The following is a 17,113-nucleotide window of genomic DNA, read 5'->3' on the forward strand; positions in this document are numbered from 1 at the left end:
CGGGTACTGCATGCGGCCCCTGAGGCCGCTCGGCCCGGCAGCCAGTGACGGAACCCAGCCTTGTTCGGCCCCGCCACTCCCCTGCCGTTCCGCATCCTGCTCGACCTGCTCGCACGGCAGTTCATCTCTGCCGTGCCCTCTCGACTTCTTGGGTACGAGGAAACACTAACCCCCGCACGCATCCATGTCTACTCTCGCCATGACAGATTTTCCCCACAGTCAGTGATGGGACTTCTGCCTCGGACACGCACGGAAGAGTGCCATCCGGGATTGAAGAACCGTCCAGCGGGCACAAGCCCGGCCCGGCGGCACAACCGGCCCAGGCGGGGTGTGAGCGCGTGAACGACACGACGACCGCCAACACGACAGCCCCCAGGCCCCCTGTCATCGTCGAAGACGACAGCCCCGCCGGCATCCCTCGCACCCGCGACGTCGCCCGTGCCTTCGCGGACGCCCTCGACCCGGCCCCGGCCCCCGGGACCGCGGAAACCCTGGCCCTGGTGGTCTCCGAACTCGCGACCAACGCCCTGCGCCACGGCGGCGGCCACTACACCCCCTCCACCTCAGCGCCACCGCCGACGCGGTGAACGTCGCCGTCAGCGACCTCAACCCGGCGCCCCCGCGCGAACGCACCCCCGACCTCAACGACGGCACCGGTGGCTTCGGATGGCCCATGATCCGCCGCCTCACCGGGGCCGTCACCATCACCCCCGGCCCCGGACAGGGGAAGACCATCCACTCCCGCCTCACACGATGACCCCGCCCACGAGAGCCTTACGCCGGATGGCTGACCAACTCGGCGCGCCCCGACGCATGACCAACCTGCGGAGGGCCAGGCCACCTCTCACACTCAGCCTGGCCACCTGAAGCACTCACGGACCAGGCCGAGCGCTCAGTCCGATGTGACTGAGCGCCGTAGTTCGCGAGTGAGCGCTTTAGCTGGCGGGCTCCGAGCGTTGCACTTGGCGGGCACACGGGTGAAGCTGCGGTCTTGGCCAGGTGATGGTGGGGCCGCGTCGTCCGATGCACGATGTCGCGCAGGTGCCGTGGCGGCGACTGATGCGTTCGGGGGTGCCCAGGTCAAGTGAACCGAGCCCGAGATTCAAGCTGCGTTCTGGCGCGGGCTGGGACATTTGGGCCCCTGCGATCAGGAAGGATCCTGATGATCCGTAAGTTCCGTCGAGCGTATGGCGTTCTCGCCTTGGGCACCGCCCTGTTCGCAGCCGGAGCGGCTGTGCCCGCCACCGCGTTCTCCGCGTCGGCAGCGGCTTCCGCCTCCTCTCAGGTGCGTTCCCTGCCCCCTCAGCAGAACGTCCCCGACCTGGCCGCAGGCGGGCCGGCGAAGACCGTCGACTATCCGCCGGACGGGCAGCGACACCACCAGCCAGAATCCATCACCATCCAGGCCCCGCCGTACACCCGCATCGTCGGACTGGACCTGCGATGCACGGGGATGTTGTGCCCTGTGCAGATCGCCGGGGACGGCAAGTCCGCCACGGCCCAGATCACGGGCAGCAATTGGGACTTCACCCGGCCCTTCACTGTCCACGTCGTCGCCGACAGCGATGCTCCGCTGGCCGGGGGGACCTTCACCGGGAGTTTCACCCTGAACGGTGTGACGCAGCCGCTCACCGTGCACATCAGCCCCGGCATCCAGGGCATCATCGCGGGCAACCTCAAAAACACCAGCCCTGCGGGCGGTGGCGTACGAGTTCTCGCCGTCGACCCGGGCAGCAGCACCGAAGCCGCAGGACTCCTCCCCGGCGATGTCATCACCGAAGTCGCGGGAATCCTCACCCCCACCGTCAACGACCTCGATGCGGTCCTCAGCGGTAAGAGGTCGGGCGCCACCTACCGGGTCGTCGTCAAGCGCGCAGGCGCACTCGTGACCCTTCAGATCCCACTCGATCCGGAGCCGTAAGCAGCATCGAGCTGCATCATGCAACGTGGGGCGTAATGCTCCGCAACAGGCCCCGCCGCAGTGGTGAGCGGGGCCTTCCCCTGTCTGCGGGGAGACTCACCCAGACCACGCCGACCTTGCCTGATTCCGTACTCTCCAATGGGCGCAAGAGCTTGCGGAGCTGTGTCCCCCGCCGCCTCGGCAGGCCGGTGGAGCGTCCAGCATCTGCCCGCGCCCCTCGGCGGCCCCGGGCGCCGGGTCCTCCATCACGAATCGTGCTGGCTACCGACCGGCGACGCAGACCTCACGCTCGACCAGGCGCTGCGCGAGCTCACCCGGCCGGACAGCGAACCATGCACCGCCTGCGATGCCCGCCATCTCCCGACGCCCTGAAGTCGGCAAGGCCGGCATCACCCGATCGCCCGTCGGTCGCCCCTGCTCGCCCAGGGCCTGTATCAGGCCGACAGCGGCCCGAGCTGGGCACTCTGACGCCGGCGTGTTGAGGCTGGGACATTCCAGGGGGGCGTAGGAGGTGTTTCATGCGTCCCGTTTGGAGTGGAGCTGTCAGCTTCGGTTTGGTGACTTCTCTGAACTAGCTGCGAAGCCAACCAGGCTGCGCCTACGCCGCGAGTGTGTCCAGGACTTCTGCGATGGGGGCGAGATCCAGGGGGCCTACGTGCGACGCCTCGGGAAAGTTGTGTACGCGGAAGCGGTTGCCGGGTGTGAGTGCGTCGGCCTCCGCGACCATCCTGTCCTGGAGCGCGGTGGCGATCGTCCGGTCTTTACCGAAGCGCAAGTAGGTGCGGGGAACGCGTCCCCAGCTGTCAGCTCGGCCGACCGCTCGGCCCGCATAAGCGGCGATGGGCTCGTCGGTCTGCATGCCGGCCATGAACCTGCGGAAGTCGGCGTTCGGGTAGTCCGCGCAGCTCATCTCCTTCAGGAGGGCCAGCTCACGGCCGTCACCTGTCCGGAAGTTCAGCCGCAGCACCCCGAGCTGGTCCTGGTCACCGACCATCAGCTCGACCGGGCTGACGGCGTTGGCATTCTCGGGTGCCGCCGTGCAGGCGTCCGCTGTGGGCAGGGCACGGCTGGGGCAGAAGGCCGCCATGTAGCAGATGTGGTGAAGCAGATGCGGGACGGCATCGCCGACACGACTGACCGATACGCCACCCAGGCTGTGCCCGACCAGCACCACCGGGCCGTTCCGCGCCGCGCGCCGCACGATACCCGTGACGCGCGCCTCGTAGTCGTCCAGCCCGAGGCCCTCCAGCGGGGAAGGCTCGACCGCCATCGCTTTGAGGTCCTGCCGCTGATACGACTCCGGGACGAAAGCCTCCGCGCCTTGCCCCGGCTGGTCCACCATGACGACGCGGTGACCGCGCAGCGTCAGCTCCCGCGCGATCGGCATCCAGAACGCGCCGGCGCTGTGGGTACCGTGCACCAGCACGTAGGTGGTGGGCCCGCGACGTGGCTCCGCCGCCGCTCGTGAGGCTCCGAGCCCGCCGGCCAGGGCCATGCCCCCCACCGCAATCCCCAGATCGCGCAGCGCCGTCCGCCTGGTAGTACCCGTTCGTTGTTCGTTCGTGGCATCCATCATGTTCCGACGCTATGAGCGGCCCGCTGAGCGCACCAGCGGCCCAGCACCCTCGCGGGGGGTGGGCCTGACACCACCTTCGAACGCGGGGGCTCGGTCGTTGATTGGCCGTGACGTCCTTCTTTGGGGTCCACCAGCTGGCGCGCGGCGACCCCGGGGGCGCCGGGCGCGCCGCGCACGTCTCCGGCCCCGGCTGTCACAGCCAACACACATCACAGGCACCCCCCCGGGCACTCGAAGGGCAGACACCTTGCGCCGCGTGAATTTTGCGTCCGCCGGTGCCACCCATCTCCACATCCACGGCGCTGGCGGACAGCAGCAGCCTGGGCCATCGAGAGGGACCCTGCCATCGCCAAAGTGATCGGTGCCATCCAGACCCCAGATGCCATCGAGGCCACCAGCAGTGAGCTGCGCCGATTGGCGCGTGGGCACACAAGCGGGCACCTGTCACGATGCTCGGGTGTCCTGCGCATGCGCTTGGGCAATCCTGACCGCCGCCTCGCAACACATCCCGATACCTGCCAGCGAGGTCAATGCGCACACCTCGACGGGCCCCTGCACACCGTCATGGGCGATCAGTGCCGCGATACCGGCCGAGCTGATCGCGTTCCACCGCAGAGCGGGAAGGCTCAACCTCCTGCGCGTCCTCGCTGTTATCGAACATGCCAGCCGACGCTCCCGCATCCTCGGCGCAACCGCCCACCCGACCGCGGCATGGGTGACCCAACTCGCTCGGAACATGGTCATAGACCTCCAAGAGACAAACCCGGCGGCACAGTATCTGCTCCAGGACCGGGACACCGGCTATCCGGCCGCCTTCGACACAATCCTGGAGGCCTCGACATACGCCGACACGATCGCCTCGGCGGCATCCGCGTGAATCAGTGCGGCAAGAGCTGTCTCAGCGCTGATCTGGCCCGCGAGTAGCGCAGGTTGACCATGGCGTCTTCGTTGGGCGCATCCAGGTCGTAGCCGGCGCGGCACTGTAGGGCCTGGGCCTGGGCCGTCGACGTGAGCAGCCGCTTCCATGCCTTTCCGCCCGCGCCAGAGTCCGGAAAGACCGGCAGTTCCAGCGCGTCGCTCACCGTCGCGCCCAAGGCGGCACAGCGGGCGCCGGCAGCATCGGATCCCGCGGCCCCATCCGGAAGGTACTTGTCGAACCGGCCGAGCACCGCAGAGCCTCCCCGCTCGTACCAGCCGACGGCGCGGTCCTTGACTGTGGCGCTCACCGCGGGTCCGTCGCGCCATTCGTTCATCTCGTCGGAGATCTCGCGCAGATGGGCACTTGCCTGTGTCACCCAGTCGTCCTCCGCCTGCGCCCAATTCGCGAACGGGTTCATCGCGAAGGCGCTGATCAGCCAGATGACACCGTACATCCAGGCGCGGGCCGCACTCGCCTGGTCCGCACTCCGCGCCTTACGGCGCGGGAATACCGCGAAGCCGGTGGCGATGATGAGCGGCCCCACAAGATACGCGAGATAGATCACCGTCTGCGCCGGGACCGCGTCAAGCTTGAGCCAGGAGATCACCGAGTAAATGATGGTCACGTACGCGACGAGGAAGACCGCGAGCTGCAGCTTCGTGCCGCCCTTGTCCTCGGAGCGGGGGTTGTCGACTTCGGCCAGGCGCTCACTCCAGGTCGGGTGGTTGCGCAGAAAGCGGGGGAGCCGAAGCCGGGGGAGCGCGGCTGACCGCGATTCCGCCTGCTTTCTCCACACCTCCCGGTCGCTTCCGAACTCGAATACGGCATCTCGGTCGGCGACCAGCTCACGATGGCGCAGGATGTCGGCCCTGGCCACGTAGACCAGCGCGGTGAGCACCATCGCGAGCAGCGCCGTCTTCGCTCCGGGCTCGTATCCGTCCCAGTACGCCCGCTCGGCGCCCTGTAAGCGGTCATGGAGCACCAGGGCCGCGTTCAGGGCCAGGCAGGGCAGCAGCACGGCGATCAAAAAGACCCGCCACAGCGCGATGGCGAGATAGGCCAGGTCGACGTCCCGGTTACGCACATGGGCGAGCTCATGCAGCACGACCGCGTCGAAATGCGACCTGTCCTTGGTCGTCCGTATGGGCAGCAGCCCCACGTTCAGGCAGACGGTGTAGCGGCCGACGCTGCCGAAAGTCACCGCGCCGGCGGACAGTGCCCGGGGATTGCACACGAAGCCGGGCAACCGGTCCCGGGGCAGCTCGGCGCGCTGCACCAGCCGGGCCAGATGCGCCAACCGCTCGTCGTTCTCGCTGCCGCCCTCGACGGCTGCCACGATCCGCTGCGCGGAATACAGCTCTGGGAGCCGGTCCTTGCGCCGCCGCCACCGCGGCAGCCACCGGGACAGCAGCACGGTCGCCACCACGACGCCGGCGGTGCACAGTACGGTCGCGTACAGCGCGGTCCGAGCGCCGTCCGCCCGGCAGGCGACCAGCTCCTGGTGGAAGCGCAACCCCAACTCGGTGCGCCACTTCGGCCCTTGGAGATCCATGCCGGTTGCGGAGGCACAGTGCGGGAGCGAGGTCGCGGAGTGATACGTGAGCACCGCTTCGCCGATGAGCGCGGTTCCGGACGCGAGCAGCACTGTGACCAGCATCAGCATCCGCCGGGTGGTCGCACGCGCGGTGAGCGCTCGTGACTGCGCCGTAGTCATTGCCCGGACGGCCCCATGGCCAGCCGGGCGACGACGGCTTCCCCGAGCTGCTTCGCGGCCGCCTCCTCGAGGCCCCGCAGGCACGCCTCGCCGTAGACCCGCTGGTAGACCGCCTTCTGCTGCTCGGGGGTCAGCGGCACCGGGTCGGCGGCAACACCTGTGCCGCGGGCGGGAGTCCGGGAGAAGCGTGCCCGGATGCGGGCGAAGAAGCCGTCCGCCGCGACGCCTGCTCCCCGGGTGACGAACTCGTTCACCACCAGCCATACGACGGGGGTGATCAGGCCGGCGACCTCCGCCACGCCGAAGCCGAGCAGCTCGTCGCTATCGGGCCGGGTGAACAGCCGAGTGATGCCGTCGTCGTCGAGTGGCTGCACATATTCGAGCAACTCCCGTTCATGCGGCACATGTTCGGCAATGAGCGGCGTGACGATCCCCCGTACGGACGCGGCCATGGCGCGCATTGTAACAGATGGCCTTGGCGTAGCCGTGCTCGGCTTCGTGACGGCAGCAGGAACGGGGGTGGTGGCATGGATCACGTCCCGTTGACCGAGGCGATCGATTGTCCCGTCTCAAGGGATCTGGTCCATGTCTCAGCTGATCTGGTCCGTGGAAAATCGGGACGGTGCTGCGGGTGATTGGCGATCCTGTGCCGTTCGGTAACTCATCGCTCCTGCTCGTGGGTGGTCCGGCGCGCCATCACAATCTGCTCGAACCCTGTCCGGGTGATCGTTTCGCTCGTATACCGGGTGACTCGGATACCGGGTGACTCGGAAGCTGCTCGCGGTCCCGGTGGTGCCGCTGCGCCCGGACACGGCCAAGGAGGCGGAATTGCTCGTGCTGCGGCACGAGAACGTGGTGCTGCGCAGGCAGCTCACGAGGCCGGTGCGCTACGAGCGTGCGGATCGGCTGTGGTTCGCAGTGCTGTCCTCGCTGATCCCCCGGCACCGGTGGGCGCGGGTGTTCCCGGTGACGCCCGCGACGCTGCTGGCGTGGCACCGCAGGCTGACCGCCCGGAAGTGGGACTACAGCAAGCGCAGACGCAAGCCCGTGCACATCGTCGTGCACGAGTACGACGTCGACAAGCCAGCGCACGCTCACGTCACCGGTAGCGGGGGCCGCGAGGTGAGGATCGGGCCGAACGGCCACCCCGTCGACGGCCAACCAGAGGTGTTGCTAGTTGACCAGTGAGGCCAGAGCGGTGGCGATGGCGGCGGCCAGAGTGAGGGTCGTGGAGAAGGCGGTGGCCGCACGGGTAAGGGCGGTGGGGTAGGTGGCATGGTCGCGACGGGCGAGATAGCCGGCCCCGCCCCCGACGAGGGCGGCAATCACGAGAGTCAGGGCGCAGGCGAGCAGGATCACGGCGTTACGTGCGGTCATGGCGTCGGTTCCCTCTCCGGTGAGACGGGCGTCGGTCTGATACCGAATCTCGCGAAGCGGGTGTTCGCCGTGGTGCGGGCGGTCGAAGATGAACAACGACGAACAGCGGCACGGGCAGGGGGCTGTGTGGATACGGACCGTTTCCGGGAGCCGGCGGATGCGCTCGCGGAGCTGCGCGCCCGGCTGAAAGCTGGTCATGCCGCGTGGGGCGGGACCCAGGTGCAGCTGGCTCGTCGCGCCGGTCTGGGCCGCACAGTCGTAAATCAGGCGCTCAGTGACTCCGCGCCCGCGCCGTCGGCGCAGACCGTGGCCGGGCTGGCGCGTGCCCTCGGTCTCGGCAAGGAGGTCCGGTCTCTACTGGATCTGCTGGCCACCGCCTCCGGGCCAGTCGAAAGTCCTGACGGCGTGGTGGGCCGGCCGATCGGTGACTGGGACCCCCACGATCTGGAAGTCCACCCGGCCGTGTACGCCCCCGCCGACGAGGAACGCAGCCGGGCGGGCGGCCCGCAGGGGCGAGGCCATGTGGCCTCTGTGCTGCCGAGCTATGTATCCCGCCCACACGATGGAGAACTGGCTGACCTCGTTGCTGCCGCCGCGAACGGGCACAGTCGGATGGCGGTGTTGGTGGGCTCGTCCTCGACGGGCAAGACCCGCGCCTGCTGGGAGGCCGTCCAGCCGCTCGCCCCTTTGGGATGGAGGCTGTGGCACCCCTTCGACCCCACCCGCGCTGAAGCGGCGCTCGCCGACCTCGCGCGCGTCGCTCCTCGCACCGTGGTCTGGCTCAACGAGGCTCAGCACTATCTCGGCGCGGGCCAAGGGCTCGGCGAACGCATCACCGCCGCTGTGCACTCCCTGCTCACCGACCTGAAACGTGCGCCAGTCCTGGTCCTGGGCACGCTGTGGCCCGAGTACGCCAACGCCTACACCAAACTCCCCAAACCCAGCCAGGAAGATCCGTACTCCCAGGTGCGGGAGCTTTTGACCGTGCGGCGGATCACCCTGCCCGACAGCTTCGATGCCGCCGCCACGGACGCCACCAGAGCCCAGGCGGAGGCAGGTGACCGGCAGCTCGCGCACGCTCTGAAGCGCGCGCGTGACGGGCGGCTGACGCAGTACCTGGCAGGGGCTCCGGAACTGCTGCACCGCTACAAGAGCGCCGCGCCGCCGACCAGGGCCCTGCTGCACGCGGCCATGGACGCCCGCCGCCTCGGAGCCGGCCTCCACCTGCCCCAGGCCTTCCTCGAACACGCAGCAGCGGACTACTTCACCGACGACGAGTACGACACCCTCGCCGACAACTGGCTTGAACAAGCCCTCGCCAGCAGCACCGATGCCGTCCACGGTAACCTCGCCCCCCTGCGCCGCATCCGCCCCCGCACCCACAGCACTCCAGCAGGAGCCGCGCCGGACCAACCGGCCTACCGGCTGGCCGACTACCTCGAACAGCATGGCCTCAATCAGCGCAAGATGCTGTGCCCCCCGGCCTCCTTCTGGCAGGCCGCACACGACCGCCTCACCCACCCCGACAGCCTCGCCGAACTCGCCGAGGCCGCCGCCAACCGGCGCCGTGACCGCTGGGCTTACCACCTCTGGCAGAAGGCCGCAGATGCCGGCAGCACCAGCGCCCTGATCAGTCTCGCCCTGGTACGGGAGAAGGCTGGGGACCAGGACGGGGCCGAACAGCTCGTCCGACAAGCCGCCGACGCCGGCGACGCCTCGGCCCCGAACTCTCTCGCCCGCTGGCGACAGTTGGTCGAGGACCAAGACAGGCTCGAACGGTTCGTCCGGCGACAGGACGAGGTCGAACGGCTTGCCCGGCGAGCCGCCGACACCGACGCCCCGAACGATCTCGCCGACTACGCCGACGCCCTGAACGATCTCGCCATCTACATCGACGCCCAGAACCAACTCGACCTGATACGCGAGGAGACCAGGGCCTGGCCCGAGACCGAGCAGTTCGCCCGCCGAAACGCCGACGCCGGCTACGCCGCCTCCATGATCGATCTCGACGCGAGGCGGGAGAACGGAGACCCGTGGCCGTACGGACTGGACCCCGATGGCACGCCATCCGCGCCCTGGGACCTCTTCACACAGCCACCTGCGGATATGTAGCAGCGGATCACGGCAAATATCACAGACAAGCTATGAGCGAATCTTTCCCTTGCCCAGCTCGACGCGCTCAGCTGCTCAATGTTCGGTGAGAACGCTCAACTTTGAGTGCGACAGAACAATCGACGTCGAGGGGCCAACCGACGAAATCAGCTGACCTGGAGCTTCGCCGACGGTCGGGTGGCGGATCCCATGCTTACCCGGCCCCTCGCCCGCCCGAAGTAGCTCGCCGCCCGCGGTACCCACGAAAGCCGCGGCGCAGCGCAAGGGCGCACCATATGAACGCTGCCGTCAGTGCGGCTGCGGCCGAGGCACCCAGCACCGGTGGCTCCGGCCGAAAGCCCAGTGAGAGCCGGGTGCCCATGAACGTGAGTATGACTGCGAGCACATCCGGCCCGTGGAGCGGAACCCTGGCGGCGACAGCCCGCAGCGCGGCTGCCGCCGTCAGACCGGTCGCGGTCCAGGCCACCAGGTACGGCCGCACCTGCCCCGGAGCGGCGAGCGGCATCCCGTACTCATCGGAGCCGAGACGGAACGACGCGTCGGCCCAGCCCAGGCCGACCCCGAGGATGGTGACGCCCGCCGCCCACAAGGCATGGCGCCATAGTGGACCAGGCCGCAGGGACTCTTCGTCGCTGTCAGAGCTCGCGCAGTTGTCAGGGCTGGAGAGGCTGGGCGATTCGGTCACGCCCAGGAAAACGCGGCCCGAATGCCGCAGGTTCCCACCCGAATCGCCGACCGATGCTTTCACGTCGACCGAGAAGCACCGCCGAGCTCTCGGTGCTGAGCCCGTCGCTCGTTTCGTCACCCCGCCCTCCGCATTTCGTCGGTTCCCCCGAGGTCGTGGCGATGGCCCTGGCGCCGGTCCCGACCCCGAAGGTCCTGTGGCGCAAGCCGCCCTTACTCGCGATCGCCGCGGTCCCGGGGACGGCGCTCGGCCGCCTCGGCAAGCCGTCGACCGCGTCGCCGGCGGCGTGGGCCACGGCAGGTGCCGCCATCCGGAAGTTGCACGACGCTCCGTTGCCACCGTGGCCCGGCCGGGGCCTTGACGAGTTGGCGACGGATCTCAAGGCCGAGTGCGAGTGGCTCGTGACGAACGGTGTCCTGCCCGCCGACCTGGTCACCCGCAACCGCCAAGTCGCCGAGGACGCGCCCCGGCCGTGGACTCCGGCGTCCACGCACGGCGACCTGAAGATCACACACGTGTTCATCGACGGCGACGAGATCACTGGCATCATCGACTGGTCCGAGGCGGGCCGGGGTGATGCTCTGTTCGACCTCGCCACCTTGACGCTCGGGAGGCCTCGGCGACGTCGTCGCCGGCTATGGCACCGACGTCGACCTCGACATGATCCACGTGTGGTGGTCGTTGCGAAGCCTGCTGGCAGTGCGCTGGCTGGTCGAGCACAGGGCTTCGCCCCGTACGCGCCGGGCTGTGGTCGACGTGTTGAGCTCCCGGCTGTGAGGCTGCGCGGGCCCGACTGCTACGAGTGCGTTCCGACGCATCGAACAAGCCAGCTCCTTGGGGCGCATCGCTTGCCCTTACTCACTCTGCTGCCCATGTCGCCGGGGCGTGCGGGGGTAACCGTGTCGGGGGCCGGCAGCTGCGAGGTGGCGTTGGGGTGTCAGGTCTCCTGGTGCCCAGCCGGTGCAGGACCGCTTCGTGCAGGCGGCCCCACACACCGGCTCTGGACCAGATCAGAAACCGCCGGTGCGCGGTCGTCTTCGACACGCCGAAGCACGGCGGCAACGCTCGCCAGGCACAGCCGCTGACCAGCACGTTGCTGGACGGCCGCCGTACGGACATACTCCACACCCGGCCGGCTGGGGCCCGGGGCTGGCGGTCAAGACCGCGACCTCGACATCGTCGTCCACTTCCTGCCGCTGGCCTTCGGCGATCTGCCGCGCCTACTCGACCGCGTACTCGTCGAACTCGGAGAGCAAGCCGTCCGCGTCATTCCGGTCGATGGTCTCAGGGCAGGCCGCCGCTTCATGGACTGACGGTGACGCCGAGGGGAGCCCGGAAGGACAGCAGATCCAGCATCGGGGGCTCGGTCCCATCTTCCTCCAGCCGCACTCCGGACAGGCGACTGGCCGCTACGCGCAAGGCCACGGCCGCTTCCGTGCGCGCCAGGGACGCGCCCGGACAGCGATGACGGCCGACGCCGAACGCGAGGTGGTGACGGACGTTCGTCCGATACGGGCGCATCCGCTCCGGGTGGGGGAATACCTCCGGGTCGGATCCGCTGCCCAACAGCATCAGCAGCAACTGCGCGCCGTCAGGGATGCTCACCCCGCCCAGTTCGGCGGAGCGGACGGTGACCCGGCGCCACGTAGTGACCGGCGGTTCACGGCATAGCACCTCCTCCACCCATGCCTCGGCCAGACCCGTCCGCCGCGGCACGTGCTGCCACAGACCCGGCTCGGTGAGCGCTCGCCGCAGCACCGTGGCGATGAGCTGCCCGGTGGTGGACTGTCCCGCGATGAACACGAAGAAGCACGCGGCCACCGCTGTCCCGATGTCCAGCGGCTCGCCGTCGGGCAAACGGTGGGAAGCCAACGCACCGATGAACGAGGTGGGCGGGGCGGCATCGCCGCGCACTGTGTCGGTCAGCCACTGGTGGAACTCGCCGACTAGCTCCGCCAGTTCTCGTTGTCTTTCGGGAGTGGGCCTGCCCCAGAACAGCTCCAGTGAGGCATCGCTCCAGCCGATCAAGGTGGCCGGAGCGACTCCCCGGATGCCGAGGAGCTCCATCAGTACCCGGCAGGGCAGCACCTGCGCGAACGAGCTGAACAGCTCGCAGCGACCGGTGGCCTCGATCTCCGACCGCGCGGCGTCGAGCAAGTCCTCGGCGACGCGCTCGATGACCGGGATGGCCGCGGCGACGCGCTCGGCGTTGAAGAATCGGGTCACCACGCGGCGCAGTCCGGGGTGGCTGGGAGTGCCGTTGTTGGCGAGCGCGGGTGGGAGGGTGAAGCCGGCCCAGGGCGAGAATCCGCAGAGCCGCCACCGGTAGGGGGTGACTGCGTGCAGAGCGTTGTCGGGACGGAAGGGGCACGGACGCCGAGCACCGCCGGGCGGCAGCCTCCTACGCTGGTCCCGGCGGTTCCGCTATGGGATGGGAAGGTGTGCGGGACCGGGGAAGCCACGGCCGGAAGCCAACACACCCAAGCGTGCCCCTGTCTCCGCTGTGCGCGGCATCACTCGATCAAACGGAGCCGGCTTCAGCGCTCGGCGCCGTCCTCGACGAGACGTCGCAGCGAGGGGAGCAGGGTGTCGATGTCCTGCCCGGTCCTGAACGCGACGACGGTGGTGCCACCGCCGGGCTGCGGTGAGGAGCCGGGCGCCGGAAAGAGTGCGAGCACCTCACGCATCGCCTCGTCCACCTCGGTGACCGGGTCGGACGACTCGCTCCGAAGCCAGCGACGCAGCACATGGTTGTGGGCGGCGACCACCGCGGCGGCCATGAGTTCGGCCCTCAGCGACGCCGGTTCCGTCGGGCCTCCCATCCAGTCGGCGATGAACTCCCGGAACAGTCGCTGATAGCGGCCCACACTGGCGATCTCCCGGTCACGCAGGGCAGCCACCTTGCTGGTGAGGGCATAGCGCCGCCTCGCCAGGTCGCCCTCCTCCACGTAGTGCAGCAGTACGAGTCGAACCGCGTCTGACACGGCGACCAGAGCGGTGCTGTGGCTCGAGGGCGCCAGCCGATCTCTGATCAACTCCAGGAGCCGGTCGTGGTCCGGGAAGATGACGTCTTCCTTGGATCGGTAGTTCCGGAAGAACGTCGTGCGCCCGAGTCCCGCTCGCTCGGCGATGTCGTCGACGGTCGTCTGCTCGTATCCGCGCTCGTCGAAGAGCGCGAATGCGGCGTCTGCCAGTCGGATCCGTGCAGGTGGCTTGCTCATGACCGCTCATCCTTCCCCGTCTCACCGCGCAGACGCCACTTGCCTCGCTTCGATGGGATCGAACACCGCATTGCGGGCATCGGGCGCCGAGTGACGCGGCGAGCCTTCCATCACAGACCACCCTTGGGACTAAGTCCTTTACTTTCGGGACTGGGTACCATAGCTTGTGAAACACGCCGCCACAGCGGTGCCGATGTCCTACAGCCGTGATCGGTGAGCCCTCGCCTCCCGTCGCGGGTCATTTCGGGACGGGGACGGAGAGGAACACCGTGCTCCATACAGCGATCGCAACCACGGATAGCGCTCCCGTCGAACGGGAGGTCGATCCAAGCGCGAGCCCACTCCCGGAGGCGGACTGCCCCACGCAGGTGCCGCTCGGTGGAGTGGGGGGTGGAGAGCTGCGCTTCCAGCGCTGCCGCTGGTGTCGGACCGCAGTCTTCCGCCGTCTGTTGTGTCCCGTCTGCGCCTCCACCGATCTCGCCTGGGAGCTCAGTTGCGGCACCGGGGTCATCCGTCATGTCCTGGCCATGGGCCGGAGCCCCGGGAGACAGTGCGCACTCGCCACCATCAACATGAACGAGGGATTCTGGCTGTGCTCCAGGGTCATCGGCGTGCCGCCGCTCACTGTGCGGGTCGGGGCCCCGGTGTGTCTGACAGAAGGCATCGAGTCCGGCCCTCAGGCACTCCTCTTCCGCCTCTGCGAGCCTCCACAGGCTCCGTGGCGATGAACGTCGAGGCAGCACGCCCACTTGCTCCAGCGACGTCTGGGGTGTGTACGTCCCCCACGACACCTTCTGACCTTGAGTTCGGCCCCGCAGGCCATTGCCCATCACCTCTGGAGTGCCTCCAATGATCCCTCCTGGCTGCCACCTGCCACGCTGCCCCCCAATGCCGACCGATTCGTTCCTGCCAAGAACGCTGAGACGCAAGGACGTAACGGTGCCCCCAGGCGCCGGTCTGACGGCCCCGCTTGACCAACCGGACACCCTCATTCCGGGTTCCCCGGTGCGGATGGCAGTGCCGTTCCCGCTCGGAAACTCATTCACAGCTGCCTCGGCAACCGGGCTCTTGCTCACCACCTGGCAAGTCAGCGGCGCCAACGCTCGGAAGGGAGCCGAGCAGTGAGCACCGAGCCCGCGCAGCCGGCCGACGTCGATATTCACACGACCGCGGGGAAGCTCGCGGACCTGCAGCGCCGCATCGAAGAAGCGACCCACGCCGGGTCCGCGCGCGCGGTGGAGAAGCAGCACGCCAAGGGCAAGCTGACCGCGCGCGAACGCATCGACCTCCTTCTGGACGAGGGGTCCTTCACCGAGCTCGACGAGTTCGCCCGGCACCGCTCGACCAACTTCGGCATCGACCAGAACCGGCCCTACGGGGACGGGGTCGTGACCGGTTACGGCACGGTCGACGGCCGCCCGGTGGCCGTGTTCTCCCAGGACTTCACGGTCTTCGGCGGGGCGCTCGGGGAGGTGTTCGGCGAGAAGATCGTCAAGGTCATGGACTTCGCGCTGAAGACCGGCTGTCCGGTCGTCGGCATCAACGACTCCGGTGGCGCCCGCATCCAGGAGGGTGTGGTCTCCCTCGGCATGTACGGCGAGATCTTCCGCCGCAACACCCATGCCTCCGGGGTGATCCCGCAGATCAGCCTGGTCGTGGGCCCGTGTGCGGGCGGGGCGGTCTACTCCCCGGCGATCACCGACTTCACGGTGATGATCGACCAGACCTCACATATGTTCATCACCGGTCCGGATGTGATCAAGACGGTCACGGGTGAGGACGTCGGTTTCGAGGCGCTGGGCGGCGCCCGGACCCACAACACCACCTCCGGTGTCGCGCACTACATGGCCGGGGACGAGAAGGACGGCATCGAGTACGTCAAGGCCCTGCTGTCCTACCTCCCCTCCAACAACCTCTCCGAGCCCCCGGCCTTCCCCGACGAGGCCGATCTGGAGGTCTCGGACGAGGACCGGGAGATGGACACCCTCATCCCGGACTCGGCGAACCAGCCGTACGACGTACGCAAGGCCGTCGAGCACGTGCTGGACGACAACGAGTTCATGGAGACGCAGGCGCTCTTCGCGCCCAACATCATCACCGGCTTCGGCCGGGTCGAGGGCCACCCGGTGGGCATCGTGGCCAACCAGCCGATGCAGTTCGCCGGCTGCCTGGACATCGACGCCTCCGAGAAGGCCGCACGCTTCGTGCGCACCTGCGACGCGTTCAACGTGCCCGTCCTGACCTTCGTGGACGTGCCCGGCTTCCTGCCCGGCACCGACCAGGAGTACAACGGCATCATCCGGCGCGGCGCCAAGCTGATCTTCGCCTACGCGGAGGCCACCGTCCCGCTGATCACGGTCATCACCCGCAAGGCGTTCGGCGGCGCGTACGACGTGATGGGCTCCAAGCACCTGGGCGCGGACCTCAACCTGGCGTGGCCGACCGCGCAGATCGCGGTCATGGGCGCCCAGGGCGCGGTCAACATCCTCCACCGGCGCACCATCGCCTCCTCCGACGACCCGGAGAGCACCCGCACCGAGCTGATCGCGGACTACGAGGACACCCTGCTGAATCCGTATATCGCGGCCGAGCGAGGCTACGTCGACGCGGTGATCATGCCCTCCGAGACCCGTCGCCACATCGTCCGCGGCCTGCGGACCCTGCGGAACAAGCGCGAAGCGCTGCCCCCGAAGAAGCACGGCAACATCCCCCTTTGACCCCACTGACCTCATGGACTTCGGAAAGGGCGGCCAATGGTGTTCACGGTCGTACGGGGCAACCCCACTCACGAAGAGCTGGCCGCCGCGCTCGCGGTGATCCAAGCCCGCACCGCAGCGGCCTCAGCCGTCCCTGCGACGCCGCAGCGACTGGACGAGTGGACTGTCAAAACCCGCAACATCTCGTGCAGCGCCCCTCCCCAGCCGGGCCCGGCGGCGTGGCGCAGCTCCTACTGGCCACGCTGAGGAACCCACGGGGCCCGCATCCGCGACGTCATCGCACAAGCACGGCGTACTCCCTGGCCCCGGCGGCCGGTGGGGTCCTCCCGCCCGGCTGACCATTCGAACGGAGAGACCATGAAGACTCCGCAACAGCGGACAGCTCGCGCCGGTGCCGCGCCGGTGCCGGGCACCCGTATCGCCGAGCCCAGGCTTGACGGCCACGACCGCGGCGCCAACGTCATCGCCCGGGGCCTGCGCGACACCGGCTACGAGGTCATCGACACCGGCCCGCACCAGGCCCCGGAACAGATCGTCGCCACTGTCGTCGCCGAGGATGCGGCACTCCCGGGTCTCTCCGTACTTTCCGGCGGCAATCTGACGCTCGAAACCATCGACCAACTCGACGCCGCCCCGAACCGGACCCTGGAGCCGACATGCTGACGAAGGTGCTCATCGCCAACCGTGGCGAGATCGCTGTCCGTGTTGCCCGTGCCTGCCGGGATGCCGGGATCGCGAGCGTAGCCGTCTACGCCGACCCGGACCGGGACGCATGTCATGTGCGCGCGGCCGATGAAGCCTATGCACTGGGCGGTGACACCCCGGCGGCCAGCTATCTCGACCAGGCCAAGGTCCTGGCCGCGGCCGCCGA

At 68.7% G+C, this 17,113-nt stretch carries 18 protein-coding genes and 4 pseudogenes; 13 read left to right on the forward strand and 9 right to left on the reverse strand.

The features are described from left to right. Nucleotides 1-338: 338 nt before the first annotated feature. From J2Z30_RS51390 to J2Z30_RS49810, 4 genes are all read left to right on the forward strand, one after another. Complete coding sequence (locus J2Z30_RS51390; protein ID WP_308280026.1) at nucleotides 339-587, forward strand: hypothetical protein; 249 nt, start codon at nucleotides 339-341, stop codon at nucleotides 585-587. Continuing rightward, entirely contained in the window at nucleotides 584-757 is a 174-nt protein-coding gene (locus J2Z30_RS51395) for an ATP-binding protein (RefSeq protein ID WP_308280027.1), read from the forward strand. The genes J2Z30_RS51390 and J2Z30_RS51395 overlap by 4 nt, the downstream gene beginning before the upstream one ends. A gap of 477 nt (nucleotides 758-1,234) precedes the next feature. Then, nucleotides 1,235-1,921, forward strand: a complete 687-nt coding sequence (locus J2Z30_RS23635) for a PDZ domain-containing protein (RefSeq protein WP_308280028.1) — start codon at nucleotides 1,235-1,237, stop codon at nucleotides 1,919-1,921. A 138-nt stretch (nucleotides 1,922-2,059) separates the two neighbouring features. Next, entirely contained in the window at nucleotides 2,060-2,293 is a 234-nt protein-coding gene (locus J2Z30_RS49810; protein WP_245388323.1) for a DUF6233 domain-containing protein, read from the forward strand. Nucleotides 2,294-2,519: 226 nt separating this feature from the next. Here the strand turns inward: J2Z30_RS49810 and J2Z30_RS23640 are convergent, their stop codons facing one another. Beyond that, nucleotides 2,520-3,416, reverse strand: coding sequence for an alpha/beta hydrolase (locus J2Z30_RS23640; RefSeq protein WP_245388365.1), 897 nt, complete (start codon nucleotides 3,414-3,416; stop codon nucleotides 2,520-2,522). A gap of 796 nt (nucleotides 3,417-4,212) precedes the next feature. Here J2Z30_RS23640 and J2Z30_RS23645 point away from each other — a divergent pair. Then, nucleotides 4,213-4,374, forward strand: coding sequence for a hypothetical protein (locus J2Z30_RS23645; RefSeq protein WP_209468804.1), 162 nt, complete (start codon nucleotides 4,213-4,215; stop codon nucleotides 4,372-4,374). Nucleotide 4,375: 1 nt separating this feature from the next. Here the strand turns inward: J2Z30_RS23645 and J2Z30_RS23650 are convergent, their stop codons facing one another. Together J2Z30_RS23650 and J2Z30_RS23655 are read right to left on the reverse strand one after the other, a co-directional pair. Further along, nucleotides 4,376-6,130 (reverse strand): M48 family metalloprotease, encoded by a 1,755-nt coding sequence (locus J2Z30_RS23650; protein WP_209468805.1) that lies wholly within the window; start codon nucleotides 6,128-6,130, stop codon nucleotides 4,376-4,378. After that, on the reverse strand, nucleotides 6,127-6,582 hold the full coding sequence (locus tag J2Z30_RS23655; RefSeq protein WP_209468806.1) for a hypothetical protein: 456 nt from the start codon (nucleotides 6,580-6,582) through the stop codon (nucleotides 6,127-6,129). Before J2Z30_RS23655 ends, J2Z30_RS23650 begins: the two co-directional genes overlap by 4 nt. A gap of 310 nt (nucleotides 6,583-6,892) precedes the next feature. Between J2Z30_RS23655 and J2Z30_RS49815 the strand changes: the two genes are divergently transcribed. Further along, nucleotides 6,893-7,318 carry a hypothetical protein gene (locus J2Z30_RS49815; RefSeq protein ID WP_044580319.1) on the forward strand — a complete coding sequence of 142 codons (426 nt, stop codon included), beginning with the start codon at nucleotides 6,893-6,895 and terminating at the stop codon, nucleotides 7,316-7,318. On the opposite strand, the gene J2Z30_RS23665 is transcribed toward J2Z30_RS49815, so the two are convergent. Continuing rightward, a complete protein-coding gene (locus J2Z30_RS23665) occupies nucleotides 7,304-7,507 on the reverse strand; it encodes a hypothetical protein (protein WP_044582519.1) in 204 nt (67 codons plus the stop codon). The two genes, J2Z30_RS49815 and J2Z30_RS23665, sit on opposite strands and share 15 nt — an antisense overlap. A gap of 126 nt (nucleotides 7,508-7,633) precedes the next feature. Here J2Z30_RS23665 and J2Z30_RS23670 point away from each other — a divergent pair, with 126 nt between their 5' ends. Further along, the gene (locus J2Z30_RS23670) at nucleotides 7,634-9,619 is read left to right on the forward strand and encodes a helix-turn-helix domain-containing protein (RefSeq protein WP_044580317.1); all 1,986 of its coding nucleotides are present in this window, start codon (nucleotides 7,634-7,636) and stop codon (nucleotides 9,617-9,619) included. A 193-nt stretch (nucleotides 9,620-9,812) separates the two neighbouring features. Here the strand turns inward: J2Z30_RS23670 and J2Z30_RS23675 are convergent, their stop codons facing one another. Further along, complete coding sequence (locus J2Z30_RS23675; RefSeq protein ID WP_044580314.1) at nucleotides 9,813-10,304, reverse strand: hypothetical protein; 492 nt, start codon at nucleotides 10,302-10,304, stop codon at nucleotides 9,813-9,815. 161 nt (nucleotides 10,305-10,465) lie between these two features. Here J2Z30_RS23675 and J2Z30_RS23680 point away from each other — a divergent pair. Further along, a pseudogene (locus J2Z30_RS23680) lies at nucleotides 10,466-11,081 on the forward strand (phosphotransferase family protein). Between the two features lie 177 nt (nucleotides 11,082-11,258). Here J2Z30_RS23680 and J2Z30_RS23685 read toward each other — a convergent pair. From J2Z30_RS23685 to J2Z30_RS23695, 4 genes and pseudogenes are all read right to left on the reverse strand, one after another. Continuing rightward, nucleotides 11,259-11,396: pseudogene (locus tag J2Z30_RS23685) on the reverse strand (transposase); the annotation flags it as partial. A gap of 53 nt (nucleotides 11,397-11,449) precedes the next feature. Then, a pseudogene (locus tag J2Z30_RS51750) lies at nucleotides 11,450-11,584 on the reverse strand (electron transfer flavoprotein subunit beta); the annotation flags it as partial. Nucleotides 11,585-11,606: 22 nt separating this feature from the next. Next, entirely contained in the window at nucleotides 11,607-12,533 is a 927-nt protein-coding gene (locus tag J2Z30_RS23690; RefSeq protein WP_308280029.1) for a cytochrome P450, read from the reverse strand. Between the two features lie 308 nt (nucleotides 12,534-12,841). Next, entirely contained in the window at nucleotides 12,842-13,525 is a 684-nt protein-coding gene (locus tag J2Z30_RS23695) for a TetR/AcrR family transcriptional regulator (RefSeq protein ID WP_044580312.1), read from the reverse strand. Between the two features lie 383 nt (nucleotides 13,526-13,908). Between J2Z30_RS23695 and J2Z30_RS51755 the strand changes: the two genes are divergently transcribed. The 5 genes and pseudogenes from J2Z30_RS51755 to J2Z30_RS23720 all read left to right on the forward strand — a co-directional run. Beyond that, nucleotides 13,909-14,253: a Zn-ribbon domain-containing OB-fold protein gene (locus J2Z30_RS51755; RefSeq protein WP_209468807.1), complete on the forward strand. Its 345-nt coding sequence runs from the start codon at nucleotides 13,909-13,911 to the stop codon at nucleotides 14,251-14,253. Nucleotides 14,254-14,646: 393 nt separating this feature from the next. Beyond that, a complete protein-coding gene (locus J2Z30_RS23705; protein ID WP_209468808.1) occupies nucleotides 14,647-16,242 on the forward strand; it encodes an acyl-CoA carboxylase subunit beta in 1,596 nt (531 codons plus the stop codon). Nucleotides 16,243-16,278: 36 nt separating this feature from the next. After that, nucleotides 16,279-16,488: an acyl-CoA carboxylase subunit epsilon gene (locus tag J2Z30_RS23710; RefSeq protein WP_078957186.1), complete on the forward strand. Its 210-nt coding sequence runs from the start codon at nucleotides 16,279-16,281 to the stop codon at nucleotides 16,486-16,488. Nucleotides 16,489-16,599: 111 nt separating this feature from the next. Then, a pseudogene (locus J2Z30_RS23715) lies at nucleotides 16,600-16,875 on the forward strand (cobalamin-dependent protein); the annotation flags it as partial. Nucleotides 16,876-16,901: 26 nt separating this feature from the next. Then, a partial coding sequence (locus J2Z30_RS23720) for a biotin carboxylase N-terminal domain-containing protein (RefSeq protein WP_281062737.1) occupies nucleotides 16,902-17,113 on the forward strand: 212 nt, incomplete at its 3' end.

Origin of the sequence: Streptomyces iranensis (assembly GCF_017874715.1) — a bacterium.
In the GTDB taxonomy this organism is placed as follows: domain Bacteria; phylum Actinomycetota; class Actinomycetes; order Streptomycetales; family Streptomycetaceae; genus Streptomyces; species Streptomyces iranensis.